Annotated in this window: 20 protein-coding genes and 1 pseudogene; 9 read left to right on the top strand and 12 right to left on the bottom strand. The window is 44.4% G+C overall.

Annotated elements, in window-relative coordinates; all coding sequences use genetic code 11:
• Positions 1 to 49: 49 nt before the first annotated feature.
• Positions 50 to 1,654 carry an MFS transporter gene (locus BQ7394_RS08905; RefSeq protein ID WP_075557125.1) on the top strand — a complete coding sequence of 535 codons (1,605 nt, stop codon included), beginning with the start codon at positions 50 to 52 and terminating at the stop codon, positions 1,652 to 1,654.
• A gap of 135 nt (positions 1,655 to 1,789) precedes the next feature.
• Here BQ7394_RS08905 and BQ7394_RS08900 read toward each other — a convergent pair whose 3' ends face one another.
• The 4 genes and pseudogenes from BQ7394_RS08900 to BQ7394_RS08885 form a co-directional block, all read right to left on the bottom strand.
• Positions 1,790 to 2,071: an HU family DNA-binding protein gene (locus BQ7394_RS08900; RefSeq protein ID WP_075557124.1), complete on the bottom strand. Its 282-nt coding sequence runs from the start codon at positions 2,069 to 2,071 to the stop codon at positions 1,790 to 1,792.
• Positions 2,072 to 2,194: 123 nt separating this feature from the next.
• Entirely contained in the window at positions 2,195 to 2,845 is a 651-nt protein-coding gene (locus tag BQ7394_RS08895) for a response regulator transcription factor (protein ID WP_075557123.1), read from the bottom strand.
• Positions 2,842 to 3,102: pseudogene (locus BQ7394_RS08890) on the bottom strand (PLP-dependent transferase); the annotation flags it as partial. The gene BQ7394_RS08895 and the pseudogene BQ7394_RS08890, both read right to left, overlap by 4 nt.
• A 178-nt stretch (positions 3,103 to 3,280) precedes the next feature.
• Positions 3,281 to 4,894, bottom strand: coding sequence for a carbohydrate-binding domain-containing protein (locus tag BQ7394_RS08885; RefSeq protein ID WP_075557121.1), 1,614 nt, complete (start codon positions 4,892 to 4,894; stop codon positions 3,281 to 3,283).
• A 317-nt stretch (positions 4,895 to 5,211) separates the two neighbouring features.
• Between BQ7394_RS08885 and BQ7394_RS08880 the strand changes: the two genes are divergently transcribed.
• The 6 genes from BQ7394_RS08880 to BQ7394_RS08855 all read left to right on the top strand — a co-directional run bounded on the left by BQ7394_RS08880 (position 5,212) and on the right by BQ7394_RS08855 (position 10,101).
• A complete protein-coding gene (locus tag BQ7394_RS08880; protein ID WP_075557120.1) occupies positions 5,212 to 5,991 on the top strand; it encodes a polyphosphate polymerase domain-containing protein in 780 nt (259 codons plus the stop codon).
• Positions 5,975 to 6,658, top strand: coding sequence for a DUF4956 domain-containing protein (locus tag BQ7394_RS08875; RefSeq protein WP_075557119.1), 684 nt, complete (start codon positions 5,975 to 5,977; stop codon positions 6,656 to 6,658). The genes BQ7394_RS08880 and BQ7394_RS08875 overlap by 17 nt, the downstream gene beginning before the upstream one ends.
• Before the next feature lie 22 nt (positions 6,659 to 6,680).
• The gene (locus BQ7394_RS08870) at positions 6,681 to 7,355 is read left to right on the top strand and encodes a DUF2490 domain-containing protein (RefSeq protein ID WP_075557118.1); all 675 of its coding nucleotides are present in this window, start codon (positions 6,681 to 6,683) and stop codon (positions 7,353 to 7,355) included.
• 5 nt (positions 7,356 to 7,360) lie between these two features.
• On the top strand, positions 7,361 to 8,494 hold the full coding sequence (locus tag BQ7394_RS08865) for a sensor histidine kinase (protein ID WP_075557117.1): 1,134 nt from the start codon (positions 7,361 to 7,363) through the stop codon (positions 8,492 to 8,494).
• A complete protein-coding gene (locus tag BQ7394_RS08860) occupies positions 8,494 to 9,246 on the top strand; it encodes a LytR/AlgR family response regulator transcription factor (protein WP_075559944.1) in 753 nt (250 codons plus the stop codon). Before BQ7394_RS08865 ends, BQ7394_RS08860 begins: the two co-directional genes overlap by 1 nt.
• Positions 9,247 to 9,336: 90 nt before the next feature.
• On the top strand, positions 9,337 to 10,101 hold the full coding sequence (locus tag BQ7394_RS08855; protein WP_075557116.1) for an exodeoxyribonuclease III: 765 nt from the start codon (positions 9,337 to 9,339) through the stop codon (positions 10,099 to 10,101).
• Here the strand turns inward: BQ7394_RS08855 and BQ7394_RS08850 are convergent.
• From BQ7394_RS08850 to BQ7394_RS08840, 3 genes are all read right to left on the bottom strand, one after another.
• Entirely contained in the window at positions 10,096 to 10,620 is a 525-nt protein-coding gene (locus BQ7394_RS08850) for a GNAT family N-acetyltransferase (protein ID WP_075557115.1), read from the bottom strand. The two genes, BQ7394_RS08855 and BQ7394_RS08850, sit on opposite strands and share 6 nt — an antisense overlap.
• Before the next feature lie 64 nt (positions 10,621 to 10,684).
• The gene (locus tag BQ7394_RS08845) at positions 10,685 to 11,236 is read right to left on the bottom strand and encodes a GNAT family N-acetyltransferase (RefSeq protein WP_075557114.1); all 552 of its coding nucleotides are present in this window, start codon (positions 11,234 to 11,236) and stop codon (positions 10,685 to 10,687) included.
• Positions 11,237 to 11,334: 98 nt separating this feature from the next.
• On the bottom strand, positions 11,335 to 12,006 hold the full coding sequence (locus BQ7394_RS08840) for an SGNH/GDSL hydrolase family protein (RefSeq protein ID WP_075557113.1): 672 nt from the start codon (positions 12,004 to 12,006) through the stop codon (positions 11,335 to 11,337).
• Between the two features lie 98 nt (positions 12,007 to 12,104).
• Here BQ7394_RS08840 and BQ7394_RS08835 point away from each other — a divergent pair, with 98 nt between their 5' ends.
• Positions 12,105 to 12,773, top strand: a complete 669-nt coding sequence (locus BQ7394_RS08835; protein WP_075557112.1) for a DUF2490 domain-containing protein — start codon at positions 12,105 to 12,107, stop codon at positions 12,771 to 12,773.
• A gap of 127 nt (positions 12,774 to 12,900) precedes the next feature.
• Complete coding sequence (locus BQ7394_RS08830) at positions 12,901 to 13,584, top strand: queuosine precursor transporter (protein ID WP_075557111.1); 684 nt, start codon at positions 12,901 to 12,903, stop codon at positions 13,582 to 13,584.
• A gap of 138 nt (positions 13,585 to 13,722) precedes the next feature.
• Here the strand turns inward: BQ7394_RS08830 and BQ7394_RS08825 are convergent, their stop codons facing one another.
• From BQ7394_RS08825 to potA, 5 genes are read right to left on the bottom strand one after another with little or no spacing between them, the layout of a single operon-like run.
• The gene (locus BQ7394_RS08825; protein WP_075557110.1) at positions 13,723 to 14,328 is read right to left on the bottom strand and encodes an HAD family hydrolase; all 606 of its coding nucleotides are present in this window, start codon (positions 14,326 to 14,328) and stop codon (positions 13,723 to 13,725) included.
• A 14-nt stretch (positions 14,329 to 14,342) separates the two neighbouring features.
• Positions 14,343 to 15,671, bottom strand: a complete 1,329-nt coding sequence (locus tag BQ7394_RS08820) for an ABC transporter substrate-binding protein (RefSeq protein WP_075557109.1) — start codon at positions 15,669 to 15,671, stop codon at positions 14,343 to 14,345.
• Positions 15,672 to 15,691: 20 nt separating this feature from the next.
• Positions 15,692 to 16,480, bottom strand: coding sequence for an ABC transporter permease (locus tag BQ7394_RS08815; RefSeq protein ID WP_075557108.1), 789 nt, complete (start codon positions 16,478 to 16,480; stop codon positions 15,692 to 15,694).
• Positions 16,477 to 17,277 carry an ABC transporter permease gene (locus BQ7394_RS08810; RefSeq protein WP_075557107.1) on the bottom strand — a complete coding sequence of 267 codons (801 nt, stop codon included), beginning with the start codon at positions 17,275 to 17,277 and terminating at the stop codon, positions 16,477 to 16,479. Before BQ7394_RS08810 ends, BQ7394_RS08815 begins: the two co-directional genes overlap by 4 nt.
• Positions 17,278 to 17,288: 11 nt before the next feature.
• Complete coding sequence (potA, locus tag BQ7394_RS08805; protein WP_075557106.1) at positions 17,289 to 18,671, bottom strand: polyamine ABC transporter ATP-binding protein; 1,383 nt, start codon at positions 18,669 to 18,671, stop codon at positions 17,289 to 17,291.
• Between the last annotated feature and the right edge of the window lie 92 nt (positions 18,672 to 18,763).

Raw genomic sequence — 18,763 nt, 5'->3', positions numbered from 1 at the left:
TCCCATGCCCCCCACCATCAATTATTAATTATTCATTATTAATTACTATATGTCCTCTCAATCCCTTCTCAGTGTTCCGATCTGTCCCTGGGTTCCCCGGTGGTTGGGTATTGTCACGGCTTTTGTCGTGATGCTTCCGATCATCCTTATCAATGGTGCCTATACCGGAACAATCACCGAGGTATCCGGTACACTGGGGGTGTTGAGTGAAGATATCAGTATGGCATACTATGCCACCTCGGCAGGGATGGCGGTAGCTTATCCGCTTATACCGAAGGTGCGACCGGTGGTGACGACCAAGACGATCCTATTGATCGACCTCTTATTGCAGGTGATACTCAGTTTTATTTGCGCACAGGTCAACCAGATGGATATTATTATTGTATGCAGTTTCTTTATCGGTTTCCTGAAAGCTTTTGCCATGTTGGAAATTATTCTGATGATCCGCCCGCTGTTCAGTCCGAAGAATGTCCGTAGTGAGTTTTATGCTTACTTCTATCCGATCGTATTCTCTGCCGGACAGGTTTCGATGGCGGTGACGGCACAACTGGCCTATTATTATCAGTGGCAATATATGTACTATTTCGTTATTTTACTGTTGCTGGTTGCTATCTCTTTTGTCTTGATGTTTTTCCGGTATGCACGGCGTCCTATCAACTTTCCGTTCAGGGAAATCGATTGGAAAAGTATCCTACTGATGGCTTCTATCCTGCTTTTCACCATTTACTCTGCTACTTACGGCAAAACGCTCGACTGGTTTTCATCGATAAAAATCACGGTGTATGCGATTGCCATTCCGGTATTGATCTGGCTATTCCTGTTCCGGCAAAAGACAAAGAAAAATCCTTATATCCGGTTGGAAGTACTGAATAGCAGCAAGGCTTTGATCGGGTATTTCTATATGATGCTGGTCATGTTCTTTTCTTCTACCAGTTCGCTGGTCACCAGTTATATGAATAGTATTATCCGGGTGGATAGTGTACATGCCAACTTCCTCAACCTATGGATGTTGCCGGGATTTATATGTGGGGCAGTGATCTGTTTCTGGTGGTTCCACTGGCAACGGTGGCGTTTCAGGATACTGATATCCGGAGGTATGTTATGCTATGTAATTTATCTAGGTATTCTTTATTTCGGGATCATGCCTAACGGAACATACGAGATGCTGTACCTTCCCATGTTCCTCCGTGGAATGGGTATGATGATTCTGTTTATCGCTTTCGGTGTCTACGCGGTGGAAGATATGAATCCCAAACTGATGATATATAATGCCTTTTTTCTGATAGCCTGCCGGTCTGTACTGGCTCCGGCGTTGGCATCTTCTTTCTTTAATAATATGCTTTATCGCGTACAGTTGCAAGGGATGGCTATCCTCTCGGAAAATATGAGTATGCAGAATCCGTTAGCGGCACAGCAATATAACCAGTCATTGAACAGTGCATTGGCTCAGGGACATAATATGACGGATGCAACCCAACTGGCAAGTAATAGCCTTTACACGATCCTGCAATCGCAGAGTCTGCTGCTTGCATTGAAAACGATTATCGGATATGTATTGATTTTTGCTATTGTCGTTATGGTGGTCGCCCGCTTTACTCCTTTCCACAAGACGTTGAAGGTAGAGATTGTCAAGACCGGGGAGGATATGGTATAATTTCAGGATAACGGATAGTCAACAAAAAGAGACTGTCCCCAAAGTAAGCTTGTAGTGTCATTGTCCTGATGAAATTGACACGCTAAACGTTATGTCTTACTTCCGAGATAGCCTCTTTCTGTTAATTCAGCTATTTCATTTCTTTCCGTTCATAGCTTCCAATAAGAACTTGCCAGGTTTGAACTTAACGGTTCTTCTAGCTTCGATCATAACAGGTTCACCTGTTTTTGGATTACGAGCCATGCGGCTGGTTTGTGGTCTTGGGGATAAGGTTCCAAAACCAATCAGGGTCAGTTCTTCATTCTCTGTTAATACTTCTGTTACGATCTCCATGTAGGCTTCTAACACCTTGCTTGCTTTCTGTTTTTGCAACCCGCTTCTTTCAGCCAGGGCTGTAATGAGTTCTGCTCTATTCATGAGTACTTATTTAAAATTGATAATATATGAAATTAACAGCCATATTTAGGAAAATGTTCATCAGGACTTATAAACCATAGTATGACAACTAATGACGGTGTAAAGATAGTGAAATAAATTACTCTATATATAATATTCGGCAGAATCTATAATTCCGGCGCGGAGAGCATATCGTGTGGCTTCATGTATATTGTTGACTTCCAGCTTGCGAAAAATGTTTTTTCGATGGGTGGTAATGGTGTGGATACTTGAAAAACGTTCGGCTGCAATCTCTTTGGTTGTCTTACCTAAAGCAATGGCTTTCAGCACTTCTCTTTCGGTGGAGGTTAGTATCGGATGTACTTTTTGTTCATATACGACTTGTTTATCGGAAAGTAAACTCCTGATCCGGCTACAAAGAAATTGCTGCGAATGAAAGGCAGAAAGAATACCCCCGGAGATTTCTTCCAAAGAAGAATCTTTCAACAAAATATTGAATGCTTCGCTACTGAAGACAATCCGGCGGATGAAATCTTCGCTTAATTCATCACTGAATAGAATCCAGGAGACTTTCCTGAATCTGGCTTGCAGGATGATCAACTCTTCTGCCCCGTTCAAGTCGAATAAGGTATAATCGAGTAGAACGATTGCTTCGGGATACCGGATCAGTAGCTGAAGCAGTTCTTTCTTATCGGCCGCTTCAGTCGCAAGACCAATCTCCGGCATCTTATCTGTCAGGTATAAGATGCCGGCTTTAGTAATATCCTGGTTATCGGCTATAATAAAGGTTCTCATTTGCCAGTAGCTAAAGCTTGTTCGATATCTTTACACAGATCGTTCACCGACTCCAAACCAACCGACAAACGGATGGTCTGCTGGCTGATATCCATGCTCTGACGCTGTTCTTCCGAAAAACTGCCATAGATGGTACTTGCCGGATGGATAGCCAGTGTCTTATTATCGAACAGGTTGGTTGCACGGCGGATCAGTCGCAGACGGTTCATAAATGCAAAGCAGGCTTCGCGGGAGGCCGTATCGAATTCGTAAGAGGCTGTGTTATATACCGGCATGGATAAAGCGTTGTAAGCATTCGGCTTTTCGTAAGGCGTATGAAGCACGCGGGCTTCAAAACTGATATCTTCCATTCTGAACTATTCTAGTGTTATTTTCTTTTTGCCGCTACAAAAGTATCATTCATTTGCTTTCATAGTATACAAAACGGAAGTTTTTTTACCAGCCGCCGGGTCTGCCTCCTCCACCACCCATTCCGCCTCCACCTATTCCACCGGAGACAGAACCAACGGTTGTCATCATCGAACTCGTTGTAAAGGTAGCGGCCTGGGTACCTCCGGAATAGGTGGCACCGGTGTAAAGTCCGTAGAAGTCGGTTCCACCTGTCGCTGTTCCTCCGGTTTGCAGAGTATAGCTTGCTCCGCTTGCCAGTGATGGGCTACTGAACAAAAGGGTCATTTGCTGAAGTGTACGTGGTATGCGGAAGGTCAGGACGTCTGTTCCGTCGGCTGCGCTGATATGTAACAATGTGTTCTGTGTTCCACTTCCACCATAGACTAAAGAAGATTGCGTACATTCCTTGGATGTCGGTGTACTGGTTCCTCCACCTACGCCGATAATGGTTCCTCCGGTAATTTTAAAGGTATTCTGGTCGCAGTCGAATCCATCTTCCGGCGAAGAAGTTCCGATGGCGATAACAGTACCTCCGGTAATCGTCAATGTACCGTTCGAATCTATACCGTCGTTTGCAGCACTATAACAGTAGATTTCTCCGCCATTGATAATGATAGAGGTAGCAGCATTGATACAGTCGTCGTAGGCTTCGACAATGATATAACCGTCGTTAATGACCAGTTCGCGTTTGCTTTCGATACCTTCCGCTTCACGGAGGGAGGTCTTAACCTTTATGTTACCTCCGTTGATAGTCAGGTTGCCGAGGCTCTTTATTCCTTTCGCGGAAGTTCCTGTGGTGGTTATATCGATCGTTCCTCCATTGATATCCATATAAGGATTAATGGAAGAGTCGGAGCCTTCGTAAGAGGTGGTGATTCCTTCGTCGCCGCTGACAATCGTAATATTACCGTCCTGGATAAGGATATAACCCTCTTCACATTCTATGGCGTCTTTTGTTGCATTGATAACCAGTGTTCCGCCATCGATTATGACAGCATCGTTTGTATGAATGCCATCAGATACCTTGCTGGTCAGCAGGAAGTTTCCTTCATAGATCCGTACATAATCGTCGCTGCAAATGGCATGTTTATTATTACCGTTGACAGTCAGGGAACCATTGCCGTTGAAGATCAGTTGCCCTTCACTGAAGAAGGCAGCTTTTTGGTCCTCGCTTCCGTTCGTATCATAAGAAGAGCCGTCGGTCAATATATTCTGAGTATTATCATTCAACTGAACGAATACACGTTTGTGTGATTGGATATTGACAGCCGGGCCGGAAGGATTCGTAATGGAGACACCGTTGAATGTCAGCTTGAATTTATAATCACTATATATCTTTACCATGCCGTTGGCAGTTGTTCCGGAGAGGATATATTCTATCTCTTCTGCTGTCGAAACGACTGTTACCTGTCCGTTGTCGACCTGGACAGATACACCATTATCTGCCATCGGATTGGAAACCGTCACGATATTGTCAAAAGAAATAGTGACCGTAGTAGAAAAAGAAGAGTTATCGACCGAGTCTTTCTCATCATCGGGTACTGTCTTTGTTTCTTCACCGGAAGAGATATCATCCGTACTGCAAGACGGTAATGACAATATCGATATGATCAGGGAAAATAAAAACAAGTAGCTACTTACAATATTATACTTTATCATAATCCTTTCGTTTTTATCTCCAAAAATAACCTCCCTTCCCAGCCTCACCAAAAAGTATCTGTAAACAAGAGGTTTTTATCAGTGAAAAGAGAGATACCCTGTTTTATGCTACTATATCCACACAGTAGTGTCACCACATCCGTATAGTTGTATCATCGCATCTACATAGTAGTGTCACCATACCCATACAGTAATGTCACTCTCCTCCTTCATGGGATAAAAACCCCATTTCACTGATTATTTTTCTTATCCAATAAAAGCCTTTCTATTTTTGAAACCAAAATGTAATAAGTATATCTATTAGTCTGAAAAGCAAAATGAAAGAAAAGGTTATCAACTCCATCCTGAACGGTTTCCCTTCCATCTCGCTGGCCGAGATGGAAGGTGTCCGGCTGATGAACCGGACAGATACAAAATACACAACTACCACCGAACAGTTGGTTTTATTTCTGGAACAGTTGCAGAAAGACTATTATATACAGGAAATAAATGGTAAACGGATCAGCCCGTACCAAACGATCTATCTGGATACTCCCGGACTGGCCATGTACCTGGCTCACCAGAACGGACGCCGTACCCGTGAGAAAATACGCATGCGGTCTTACACGGACTCCAGCCTGACCTTTCTCGAAATAAAAGATAAGAACAACAAAGGTAGAACCCGGAAAGTACGGATGCCTCTTCCCCGGATGAACCCTTACCAGACGGCAGATGCAGAAAAATTCCTTTGCAAACATGCTTGTTTCAAACTACAGGAACTGGTATTACAGGTGGAAAACCAGTTCGACCGTATCACCCTTGTAAACCGGGAGAAGACAGAACGGCTTACGATCGATACCGGACTTTGTTTCCGTAACCTCGCCACCGGTATAGAACAATCGCTACCGGGATTGGTCATCATCGAACTTAAGCAGGATGGTAATATACCCTCCCGTGCAAAAGAATATCTTTCCCGGTTGCGTATTCATCCGGTCAGCATCAGCAAATACTGTTTAGGTATATTACTGACTAACCCGGCTGTTAAGCGGAACCGCTTCAAGAAGAAACTAACTCAAATAAATAAACTAGCCAATTATTCATATGGATACATTCTTTGATATTGCAGAAGAAGCACAGTTGATGGGAAGCCCCGTCATGGATACGGATGCATTTACACAACTGATACTCCGCTTCCTCTTTAACTTCGTGGTGGTCGGTCTGATCATCCATTTCTTTTATTATCCCAAAAGCAGACGGAGGGATTATTATTTCACTTTCTCGCTGATCAATGTCAGTGTGTTTTTCCTTATTATCCTGATGGGAAGTGTGAAGCTAAAGATTGGTTTTGCACTGGGTATATTTGCCATCTTCGGGATTATACGCTACCGCACAGAGTCGGTGCCTATCCGGGAGATGACTTACCTGTTCATCATCATCGCCCTTTCCGTTATCAATGCATTGGCTGTACAGATCAGTTTCGCAGAGCTTATTGCGACAAACTGTATCTTTCTTCTCGTCACCTGGCTACTGGAAAGCGAACGCTGGTTGAAGCATGTTTCCTGCAAACTGATCTTATACGATAAGATACAGTTGATCGTACCGGAAAAAAGGGATGAACTCCTCTCCGACCTCCGCAGTCGTACCGGATTGGATATACAAAAGATAGAGATCGGGCATATCGATTTCCTGCGTGATGCCGCTTTTATCAAAGTCTATTATGAATCCGATTCACAGGAGATCAATACAGTCGATACATTAACCCGTTTCCCGCGGGAAGGGGAATAAAACCTGTTAAAACTACTGCCTTATGAAATATCTGAAAGTAAAACTATTCGCTTTATGCCTGCTGGCCGGCTCTTCTCTCCGGGCCCAGAATGACTTCGGTTCGTCACTGAGTGTCGATGTAACGAAGAAGATTGTCCCGGGTCTGAATCTGTCGCTGGAAGAAGAGTTCCGCCTGCGTGACAACCTGAGCGAAACAGACCGCTTCTCTACCACACTCGACTTAAGTTACAAGCCCTGGAAGTTTCTCAAACTGGGAGGCGCCTATAATCTGATCAATTATAATCATGAGACGAAAGGTTGGGAAGTGCGTCACCGTTATTATTTTTATGCCACCGGTTCGTATCGTTTTGACCGCTTTACCGTATCTTTACGGGAGCGATTTCAAAGTACATATCGTGTCGGGATCAAAGAGACAAATAAGCGGGCCAATCCGAAATTATATCTCCGCAGCCGGCTCGAAGTGGAATACGATATCCGGAATTGCAAATTTGAACCTTACGCATCTGTCGAATTATATAATACGCTGAACGATCCGCAAGGGAATAAAATGAATAAACTGAGATATACGGCTGGCAGCAAGTATAAACTGAATAAACGAAACTCCCTGCAACTGTATTACCGGTATATTAACTTTAAAGATGACGACGAAGGGAATGGTAAACACATGATAGGCCTGGGATATTCATATAAATTCTGACCGGAATGGAAAAACAAGAACAACGGCAAAGGCTCCTGGAGAACCTGATCTACCTGATTATATGGGTAGTGATATGGAGCTCGCCTGTACTGGAACATAAATATAACGGAGAGACGATCAACTGGAACGATATTTTTCGTGCCTGGAAGATCATCGCTCCTTTCTTCATTCTTTTTATTATCAACAACTATGTGCTTATCCCTCTCCTATTGATACGGAAAAAATCGTGGTTGTATCTGTTATTTACTGCATTAACGGTCTGCCTGATCTTTGCCCTGAATCCGTTTATGAAGTTAAAACGACCGGATAACCCGGATAAATGGCCACCCCGTGAATTCAGGATGGAACGTCCGCCGATGAACGAAAGGATACATCAGTTCCCCGACAGGAAAGAACCGCCCCGTCAACCGGAACATCCTCCTATGTGGCGGATGCCGGGCATGATCTCACCGATGGTCAACCACATCCTGATCGCCATCCTGGTGTTGGGGCTGAATGTGGCAATCAAATTCCTCTTTAAATCCATACGTGACGAACACCGGATGAAGGAACTCGAAAAGCATACGCTTCAAACAGAACTGGAATATCTGAAACATCAGATCAACCCGCATTTCTTCATGAATACGTTGAATAATATTCATGCCCTGATCGACCTGGATACAGAGAAAGCCAAAGAGACCGTTCTCGAACTTTCCAAGATGATGCGCTACGTCTTGTATGACGCTGCCTTGCCTACATTACCACTAGAAAAGGAGATCCGTTTTCTGAATAACTATGTCGGACTGATGAAACTACGGTATACCGATCAGGTCGATATCCGGATATCCCTGCCTGAAGAGGTTCCGAACATACAGATCCCGCCGTTGTTATTTATCTCGTTCCTTGAAAATGCATTCAAGCATGGCATCAGCTACCAACAGAAATCGTTTATCCGTCTATATATGGAGATAAAAGAGAATGAACTGGAATGCCTGGTAGTAAACAGCAGTTTCAACAATGCCGGCGAACAACATAAAGGCATCGGACTCGAAAACGTCAAAAAACGCCTTCGCCTGCTTTATGATAATAACTATACGCTGGATATCAAAAGTGAAGAGAATGAATATCGTGTCTTACTGATAATACCCATACAATTATGATAATAAGATGTATTGCTATCGACGATGAACCGCTGGCACTGGCACAGATAACCGGTTATATCGGGAAAGTACCTTTCCTGCAACTTGTAAAGGCTTGTCCAAGTGCACTTGAAGCATTAGATGTGATAGCCACCCACCCCGTCGACCTGATCTTTGCAGATATAAATATGCCGGATCTGAACGGGATGGACTTTGTCAAGTCACTGGTCAAAAAGCCGCTTATTATTTTCACTACCGCTTATTCGGAATATGCTGTTGAAAGTTTCCGGGTAGATGCGCTCGACTATCTATTGAAACCTTTCGGATACAACGATTTTCTGAAATCTGCCAACAAAGCCCTCCGGCAAATGGAATTGCTGAACGCTCCCGTTCAATCGGCTCCGGTCGTTTCCACATCGGGCGAAGAGACTGTTTCTGTAAACAACGATCTGTATATCAAAGCGGATTACAAGATGATACGTATCGATATGAGTAAGATCCTGTATATAGAAAGCCAGAATGAATATGTGCGGATATTCTCAGAAGACCAGAAACCGGTGATGTCTCTCCTTAGTATGAAGGTACTGGAGGATAAACTACCGCCCGAAAAGTTCATGCGGGTACACCGTTCTTATATGGTCAACCTCTCCAAGATCACAGCTGTGGCAAACAACCGTATTATCTTTGGAAAAGACGTATATATTCCTATCGGTAATCAGTATAAGGACAAATTCACACAGTATCTGGATACCCATTTTCTGGGAAAAGGATAGACCCGGCAAGAGATTTATTTGGTAAAATTAGTACATCAGCTTGTTAAATTGTATCTTTGAATTCATATAAACAATCATAAAACAGATTATATGAAGATCATCACATATAACGTAAACGGACTTCGCGCAGCCGTAACCAAGGGACTGCCCGAATGGTTAATGCAGGAACAACCGGATGTGCTCTGTATTCAGGAAACCAAACTTCAACCCGAGCAATTTCCTACCGAAGCATTTGAAGGACTGGGTTACACACCTTATCTGTTCAGTGCACAAAAGAAGGGGTATAGCGGTGTTGCCATCCTTACCCGCCGGGAACCCGATCATGTAGAAATCGGTATGGGTATCGAAAAGTATGACAATGAAGGTCGCTTTATACGGGCAGACTATGGCGACACCTCTGTCGTAAGTGTCTATCATCCTTCGGGTACAAGCGGTGATGAACGCCAGGCTTTCAAGATGGAGTGGCTGGAAGATTTTCAGAACTATGTGGTCGAACTGCAAAAAACACGAAAGAAACTGATCCTTTGCGGCGACTATAATATTTGCCACGAACCGATAGACATTCACGATCCGGTACGTAATGCAACCAATAGCGGCTTCCTTCCCGAAGAACGTGAATGGATGACCCGTTTTCTGGATGCCGGTTTTATCGACACATTCCGTTTTCTGAACCCGGATAAGCAGCAATATACCTGGTGGAGCTACCGCTTCAGTGCCCGCAAGAACAATAAAGGATGGCGCATCGACTACTGTATGGTCAGCGAGCCGGTCAAACCGCTATTGAAGGATGCCTATATCCTGAATGATGCAGTGCACTCGGATCATTGTCCGGCGGTGTTGGAGATTGAACTATAAAAGCTGTTCATACAGCCTGAACCATACCAGGTGCGGATAATTCAATCCCAGGTCGACAGTTCCCACATAACGATACCCGTGCTTTTCATATGCGGCAATAGCGGGTGCGTTATGTATGGAGACATCCAGACGGATTGCTTTCATTCCTTCCTGTCTTCCGTATTGCTCCGCAAAACGGAGCAAAGCGGAACCAACGCCTTGTTTCATAAATAAAGGATGTACGACGAAGGTATGGATGACCAGGATATCTGCATAATCCGCTTCTATCTCCCAACGGATCTGGGTGTATGCTTCTTCGGGTTCATGACTTAAAATAATACTCCCCGCTATCCGTCCTTCTATCCGCAGAACGAACAGTGCCCCGCATCCTATACCTTTCACCGCATCCTCCCGGACCGGATAAATACCTTTTATCCAGCCGGGATAATTGATTGTTGCTTCCAAATGGTCGTTCAACTCATTATACAACTGCTCCAGTTCGTCGATATCCGCCGCTGTTCCTTTTTCTATCTTATACATTTATTTCCGATTAGGATGGCAAATATACATATTCTTTTTCCAGCAGGCGGTATCGACTTTCTTCCTACTCCCGCCAATGTTGCGGTTTGTCCAGGGCGGCAGTACACCCGATACGACCTTTGGGAATACTCTCCACATCGGGTGTCAGGTATTGGTACATCCAATAGTCAGCATACTCACGGGGAAGCGGATAAGGCGGAAAGTAACCGGCTCCTTCTGCGTCTCCTTTAAATCCATGACGAGGGTAATACTCTTTATGTCCCAAAACCAGGACAAGTCGAACACCTGACTCCCTCAGATACTGAAGTCCCGTTTCGATAAGCAGGCCGCCAATTCCTTGTTTCTGGTATGCCGGTTTTATAGCCAGCGGAGCGAGTATATATACCGATGAAGCCTCTTTGTCCTCATCCGGTATTCCCCGTGTAAACAGGATATGACCGACTGCTTCTCCCTCATAAAGAGCTAATAAGGAGAGATAAGGTTCATTCGCATCAGCCAGGACTTCCGCAACCCATTCCGCTTCTTTCGCACTACCGAAAGCGAGCGTTTCTACCTGCATTACATCATTAAAATCGTCAGAAGTAGTTCTCCTGACCTGAACATCATTTTTATTCATTGATTGATTGTTTTTGATTACCCCGACAGGCAATCGTAAACGACTGTGTATATTTGCAAGTTACTCTGCCCGAAGAAAGGCAGAGTAACCAACTACTTTTAATACTTTTCAAGAGCGGCCGAGATCAGTTTTTCCATAATCACATACCCATCCATTGTGGGATGCACGCCATCTTTCGAATACTTTTCCGGAAGACCGTTACGCTCATCTTTCAGGGCTGAATGATAATCCACATAAGTCAGATTGTTCTTATCGGCATATTCTTTGATCATCTTATTCAGGGCAATGATCTTGTCGGCAGGTTCAAGTCCTTTACGCCAGCCATATTCGTAAGCAGGTAAGATGGAACAGAGAACTACATCTATATTATTGGCTTTAGCCAGTTCCGCCATCGAGATAATATTACCCAGGATATTTTCGGGTGAGATATACCCGTTATTCTGGGCGATATCATTAGTACCCGCCAGGATTACCACTGCTTTAGGTTGCAGGTTTATTACATCGGCACGGAACCGGACCAGCATTTGTGCAGTAGTCTGCCCTCCTATTCCCCGGCCTATGTAACGGTTGTTTTTGAAAAATAAGGAGTCGGTATTCCACCAACCGTCCGTGATAGAGTTTCCCATAAAGACGACCCGCGTAGGTGTCTGCACCGATTTATTCGCTTCTGCATAACGCCCGAACTGCGCCCAGTCGTTCTGCTGGCTAAAAAGTGGGGATGTCGCCAATGTACACATGGCTATTACAAGCCATTTCTTCATGTCTTTCATACTATGAATTTCTTTTATTAAGTTACAATGACAACAAAAATAGTGGTTTTATCATTATCTTTGCAGAGATACTAAACTAAAAACACATTCTAAGTTCCATGAAAAACTATTTCAAACGAAATTGTTGCTTTATACTATGCTTTCTATTGATATCGACAGGATATTCTCCCCTAGCTGCAATGGACGGAGCAGGGATGGCATTCAAGGTCAGCCTGTCCGGGAAAATATACCGTCACTTTTCTTTCTTATTTGAAGAAGATATACGTCCGAAGAGTAATTTCCGGCAAGCCGAATGGTTCCTGACCACCGGAGAAGTGAACTACACGTTCAACCGCTATCTGAAAACCGGTATCGCTTATATGTTGCTCTGCCAGTATAAGGCATCTGAAGAACTACGCAACCGCTATTACATTTATGTTTCGGGCAATTATCCTATCGGCAACTTCTCCCTGTCGCTTCGTGAACGGTTTCAAAGTACGTACAAAACGGGTTCACAGCATCCCAAGAACTATCTCCGGACCATGCTTACACTCTCTTATAAGATCCGGAAAACAGGTTTATCTCCCTTCGCCTATGCCGAAATATTCAACGACACAGGCTATCAGGGACAAATGCATACCGATCGTATCCGTTTTTCTGCCGGAAGCGATTACAAGATAGATAAACAGAATTCGCTGCAATTATACTACCGTTATCATATATTTAATGTGTACGATCCGGTAAACTACAAGCATGCAATAGGCCTGACTTATGCCCATCGGTTTTAAAAAAAGAATCTTTCCCTCGGTCTTTCAAATATTCTCTTTATCTTTGCGGCCGAAATAATAAAGAGACATGATAAGGAAAGTTTATGCTTTCCCGAGTGCTTGATAAACCTCGTAAAAAACAAGAATTATGCAGAAGACGACTGTTTCAATCCCCTTCATGCTACTGGGCATCCTGTTTAATATATGCCTGGTTGCTTCCAACCTTTTGGAGACCAAAGTTGTTCAGGTATTTGGTATCACCGCCACAGCCGGACTAATAGTATTCCCGATTTCCTACATCATTAACGACTGTATTGCCGAAGTCTGGGGCTTTAAGAAAGCACGTCTGATTATCTGGAGTGGTTTTGCGTCCAACTTCCTCGTTATTGGATTTGCACAACTGGCTGTAATGTTGCCTGCCGCCCCATTCTGGGAAGGAGAAGAAGGCTTCAACTTCGTTTTCGGGATGGCGCCGCGTATCGCCATAGCAAGCCTGATCGCTTTCCTGGTCGGTTCATTCCTGAACGCGTATGTGATGAGCAAGATGAAGATCGCTTCAAAAGGAAAAAATTTCTCACTACGTGCTATCGCATCGACACTGGCCGGAGAGAGTGCCGACTCGCTGATTTTCTTCCCGATAGCTTTCCTCGGACTGATCCCCCCGACAGAATTACTTATTATGATAGGGACACAAGCCGTACTGAAATCACTCTATGAAGTATTGATCCTGCCTGTCACTATCCGCGTAGTAAAATATATCAAGAAAGTAGACGGAACAGATGTGTATGATATAGGAACATCATACAATATCCTAAAAGTAAAGGATATATAAAATACCAGCACTATTGTGCCAGCTTACTACCTTAGTTATGGTAGCCAACCGATACAATAGTGCTGGCAGCTTATCACTACTATGTCAGAACCGTCTAAAAAAGCTTCATAGCCTTTCGAGCAACTGCACAGGAATTATTTACTTAAAAAGATGCGACCAGTCTTCCCGAGGCTGGGGAGCATAAGTGCGGATACCTAATGACTCGGCTGTACGGCAATTGGCTGTAGCATCGTCTATGAACAGGGTTTCTGCCGGATCGAGACTGGCATCCTTTAATACATATTCGAAAATATCGGCATTGGGTTTGACCATATTCAGTTCGTATGAAAGATAGATCTTATTGAAAAAGTCTTTGGCATGATGTCCGTTGTAGGCAAAACTATTTTTCTCGGCCCAGAGCCAATGAATCTCGTTCGTATTGCTGAGTAGCATCGTGTTGTACTTAGCGCGGAGTTCCATCAATAGATCCAGCTTATAGGCAGGTACATCGTCGAGCATAGCAATCCAGGCGGCATCGATCTGTTCGTCGGTAAGATGCTGACTGGTAAGATGGCGAATACCATCCCGGAACTCGGCCGAAGAGATTGTACCCATCTCTATCTGCATAAAGAGGTCTTTACTATTCAATATCCGGTCGCGGACGTCGGGCACACCAAAGTTTTCGAACGCCTCTACACAACGGTTGCGGGTCAGATTGATAATCACCCCTCCAAAGTCTATAATCAGGTTTTTTATTCCTTCCATGCTTCAACTAATAATTACCAGCGCCGGCGACGTCGACGGTAACGCTGTTTTTGTTTATAATCACGTATCCTGCGATAGACCACCCAAACAAACAGGAGTCCGAATACCGCAAAAATCAATAAGACAATACCTGTATTCAGGTTATCGCCTTTCACACGACTCCACATCTCAAGTACAAGTTCGGTTTCATCACCGAAATCACGGATCATGGCGCAACGTTCCACCACTTTACGGTCCGGATATTGTACCTGGTTGATCTGAATACTATCGTTGCCGGGACCGAAGAAATAACTCAGATCGGAGAACTCTTCGATCGTCGTATCTATTTTCGCTTCCAGTATTTCAGGGGTTGCAACGGCACTTACATACCCATTTGCATCCATATTACGCAAGGCTATATCGGGACGACAAAGGAAATCGAGGAAATAGCTTGCCGCTTTCACATTGCGTGCATACTTGGGGATCGCCCAGCCATCGTACCAAATATTGCTACCTTCCAACGGAACTTCATAGCCCAGCTCCACTCCCACCGCTTCTGCTTCTTCCATTGCCCATACGGCATCACCACTCCAGGTCAGATTAAGCCACGCTTTGTTTTTGGTCATCATTTCCTTTCCAAAGTCGGCTTCCCATCCGGCGATATTGGGTTTCATGCGTTTCAGCCACTCCTCGGCGATAGCGATCGCTTCGGGTGAGTTATCGTTCATCAGTTGCTCTACCGTAATAGTTCCGTCAGCCAGTTCCTTGGCATGGGCGTAGATGATGGCAGTACCGTAGGCATCGCGATAACTGTCTTTCATCAGGATCTTGTTCTTATACTTCGGATTCCAGAGGCAATCCCAGGTCATCACCTCATCCTGGGTAACAAACTTTTTGTTATACAATAAACCGGCCGTACCCCACATATAAGGAACCACATAATCGGTAGTTTCCATACCCGGTTGGCTCAGCTTATTCAGCTGCTCCTGGATATAAGGAGATATGTTGTCCAGATAATCCGGCGTCTTACCAAAGTTCCGGTCGATAGGAAGCAACAACTTCTTTTTCAACATACGTTCGATGATGTATTCAGAAGGGCATATAAGGTCAAAATCTTCGTGACCACGCTCTATCTTGGTGAGCATGATCTCATTGATATCGAATACCTGGTAGATGATCCGGATGTCTTCTCCGGTCTGCTCCTTATACCACTCAGGAAATTCGACCAGTATTTCTTCGTCGATATAATCGGCCCAGTTGTATATCTTTAATATCTTACTGCGTTCCTTATCTGTCCGGGCACAAGAAGATAAGACACCCAGAAAAGCAACCAGCACACATACTATTTTAATTAGTCTTTTCATTCTTCTATTCCTCTTTGATGTTACTTACCGGCTTTATCGGCACGCTTGTTAATCACAATTAATAGCACCAGTACGGTGATGAAGATAATGGTGGAAAGCGGGCGTAACTCCGGTGTAAGACCTCCCTTCCGGGCATCCGCATAAATGAACGTAGACAGCGTTTCGAGCCCTTCGTTACCAATGGTAAAGATCGTAACGGCAAAATCGTCGATCGAAAGCGTGAACGCCAGGATAAATCCGCTGATCATTCCCGGACGGATCTCCGGCAGGATCACCTTACGTAAAGCCTGGAACGGGGTTGCTCCCAGATCGAGGGCTGCCTCATATACATTCTGGTTCATTTTTTTGAGACGGGGCATCACACTCAATACCACATAAGGAGTACAGAACGTGATATGTGCCAGTACCACCGTAGTAAATCCCTGCGATACACCGAAGCTGACGAACAGCAGGAAAAGGGAAACCCCGGTTATAATATCCGCATTCATCATCGGTATGGCATTCGTGAAGTTCATGACCTGACGCGGGCGGCTTCTCAAATTAAAGATACCTATTGCTGCAATGCTCCCTAGCAGAGTGGAGATAGACGCGGCCAGCATGGCAATGGCGAATGTATTCCACAAGGCACCGACCAGCGAACGTTGCACACCTCCGGTAAACAACGAACTATACAACTTTGTTGAAAATCCCGTCCAGTTACCCAATACTTTTGCCTCGGTAAAAGAGAAGATCATAATGATCAGGATCGGGGAATAAAGGAGCAAAAGAAGTAACCACAGATAGGCTTTAGCCATTATTTTCGTCATCATATCACACCTCCTCCTTCATTAGAAGCATTATCCTCTTCGTTGGTAAACAAGATGGTAACTCCGATCAATAAGAGCATGATAAGAGACAGAGCGGCTCCATAGTTCCACATTCCGTTGTTGATACTTTCCTGTACGGTCGAACCGAACAGTTTGATATTGTTCATTGTCAGCAACTCGGCGATAGCGAAAGTAGATACGGTCGGCATAAACACCATCACGATACCGCTCATCACACCGGGCATAGACAAAGGAAAGATTGTTTTCATAAAGACCTGAAATGGATTTGCCCCTAAATCCTGGGCGGCTTCAATCAGGCTGCGATCCATCTTCTGCAACGTATTGTAAATCGGATAGATCATAAAAGGCAGGAAGTTATACACCATACCGAAGATCAACGCCCCCTCTCCCAACGGAAGGTTCAGGAAGTCGAACAGGGCGACTGTTGCCAGCGTACGGATCAGGATGTTTACCCACATCGGCAGGATAAACAATACCACCATCGTACGGGAGGTGTTAAAACGTGCCTGACTAAGTATATAGGCTGCCGGATAACCCAGTATAAGGCAAACCAAGGTGGTAATAATAGCGATCCCAATAGAATAAATGAAGGTATTCAATGCTTCGGGATGCATCATGAATTTACGGAAATTAGCAAAAGTAAACGCTCCTTCGGCATCTGTAAAAGCATACAGGACGATCAGGAGCAACGGCATAACTACGAATACTGCCAGAAATAATGCGTAAGGAATTGTCCAGTTCCTGCGACGCAAAAAGAATACGGAGATTTTATTTATCACTTCCCTTCCTTTTAGTTGTGAATAATACGAATGTTCTCAGGGGCAATCCGGATACCGACGCGGTCGCCGTCATCCCAGACGTCTGTCGTATCGACAAAAATATCTTCGTCCCAGTCTGTAAACACGGTCAGATGATAATGGTTGCCTTTATAGAGGATAAATTTCACTTCACCGGTCAGTTTACCGTCTTCCTCATTATCTTCCAGTATAACATGACAGAAATCGACTTCCACCTTTACCGGTGTATCAGGATCGATACCGGCCACTTCCTTGCATTCGAAAGTACTGCCTAAGAACTCCACATGGGTCGGGTCGACCAGCTTTCCTTCGAAGGTATTGCATACACGTTCTTTCTTCATGACGTGGATATCGAAAGGTTTCACCAGTAGACCTACTTCCTGGCCTGCATCGAAGCAGTGGTAATCCTGCACCATGAATTCATACCCTTCGGGAGTCTGCACCATCATTTCATAATGGACGCCTTTAAAGATAGAGGAAGTAACTGTTCCGGTCAGCATAGCTGCATCCGAGGGGTCGAAAATATAAATATCTTCAGGACGGATCACGACGTCGACCGGAGCTTGTTCGCCGAAACCTTCGTCGACACATTCAAAATCGTGACCGGCAAAGGAAACTTGTTTATCTTTGATCATCAATCCGTTCAGGATATTACTTTCACCGATGAAGTCGGCTACGAACGAATTGATAGGTTCGTTATAGATATCGATAGGAGTTCCGATCTGCTGGATGCGACCTTCACTCATAACAACAATGGTATCACTCAACGTCAAAGCTTCTTCCTGGTCGTGGGTAACATAGACGAAGGTTATACCGAGGGATTTATGCATTTCTTTCAACTCCATCTGCATGTCCTTACGCATTTTCAGGTCGAGGGCAGCCAAGGGTTCGTCAAGCAGCAATACTTCAGGCTCGTTTACAATGGCGCGGGCAATGGCAACACGTTGCTGCTGGCCTCCGGAAAGAGAGTCTACATCGCGATATTCGTAATCAGTCATGCCTACCATCTTAAGAGCTTGTTTTACCTTCTTTTCAATCACTGCGGCAGACAGTTTTTTTAGTTTCAAGCCGAAAGCGATATTATTAAAAACGTTCAGGTGAGGGAACAGCGCATATTTCTGAAACACGGTATTTACCGGACGTTGATGCGGCGGTGTTTGTGTAATCTCTTTTCCTGCTATTGAGATCTCTCCCTCTGAAGCAGTCTGAAATCCGGCAATCAGACGCAATAAAGTGGTCTTACCACATCCGGAAGGTCCCAATATAGTTACAAACTCGCCCTTGCGGACAAACAAATTCACATCATTCAGTACAGCCTTGTCTCCGAAGAATTTAGACACATGTTCCACACTGATGATGCAGTCGGACTTTTGCATAGACTTTTCCCTTATTCCTTACAAGTTAAACATATAACCGCTTCCTTACATAAAAAGCGGCACAAAGGTATACATTTTAAGGAAGATTCAAA

Source organism: Parabacteroides timonensis (genome assembly GCF_900128505.1).
Taxonomy (GTDB): domain Bacteria; phylum Bacteroidota; class Bacteroidia; order Bacteroidales; family Tannerellaceae; genus Parabacteroides; species Parabacteroides timonensis.
This window is presented reverse-complemented; position numbering and strand designations above follow the sequence as displayed.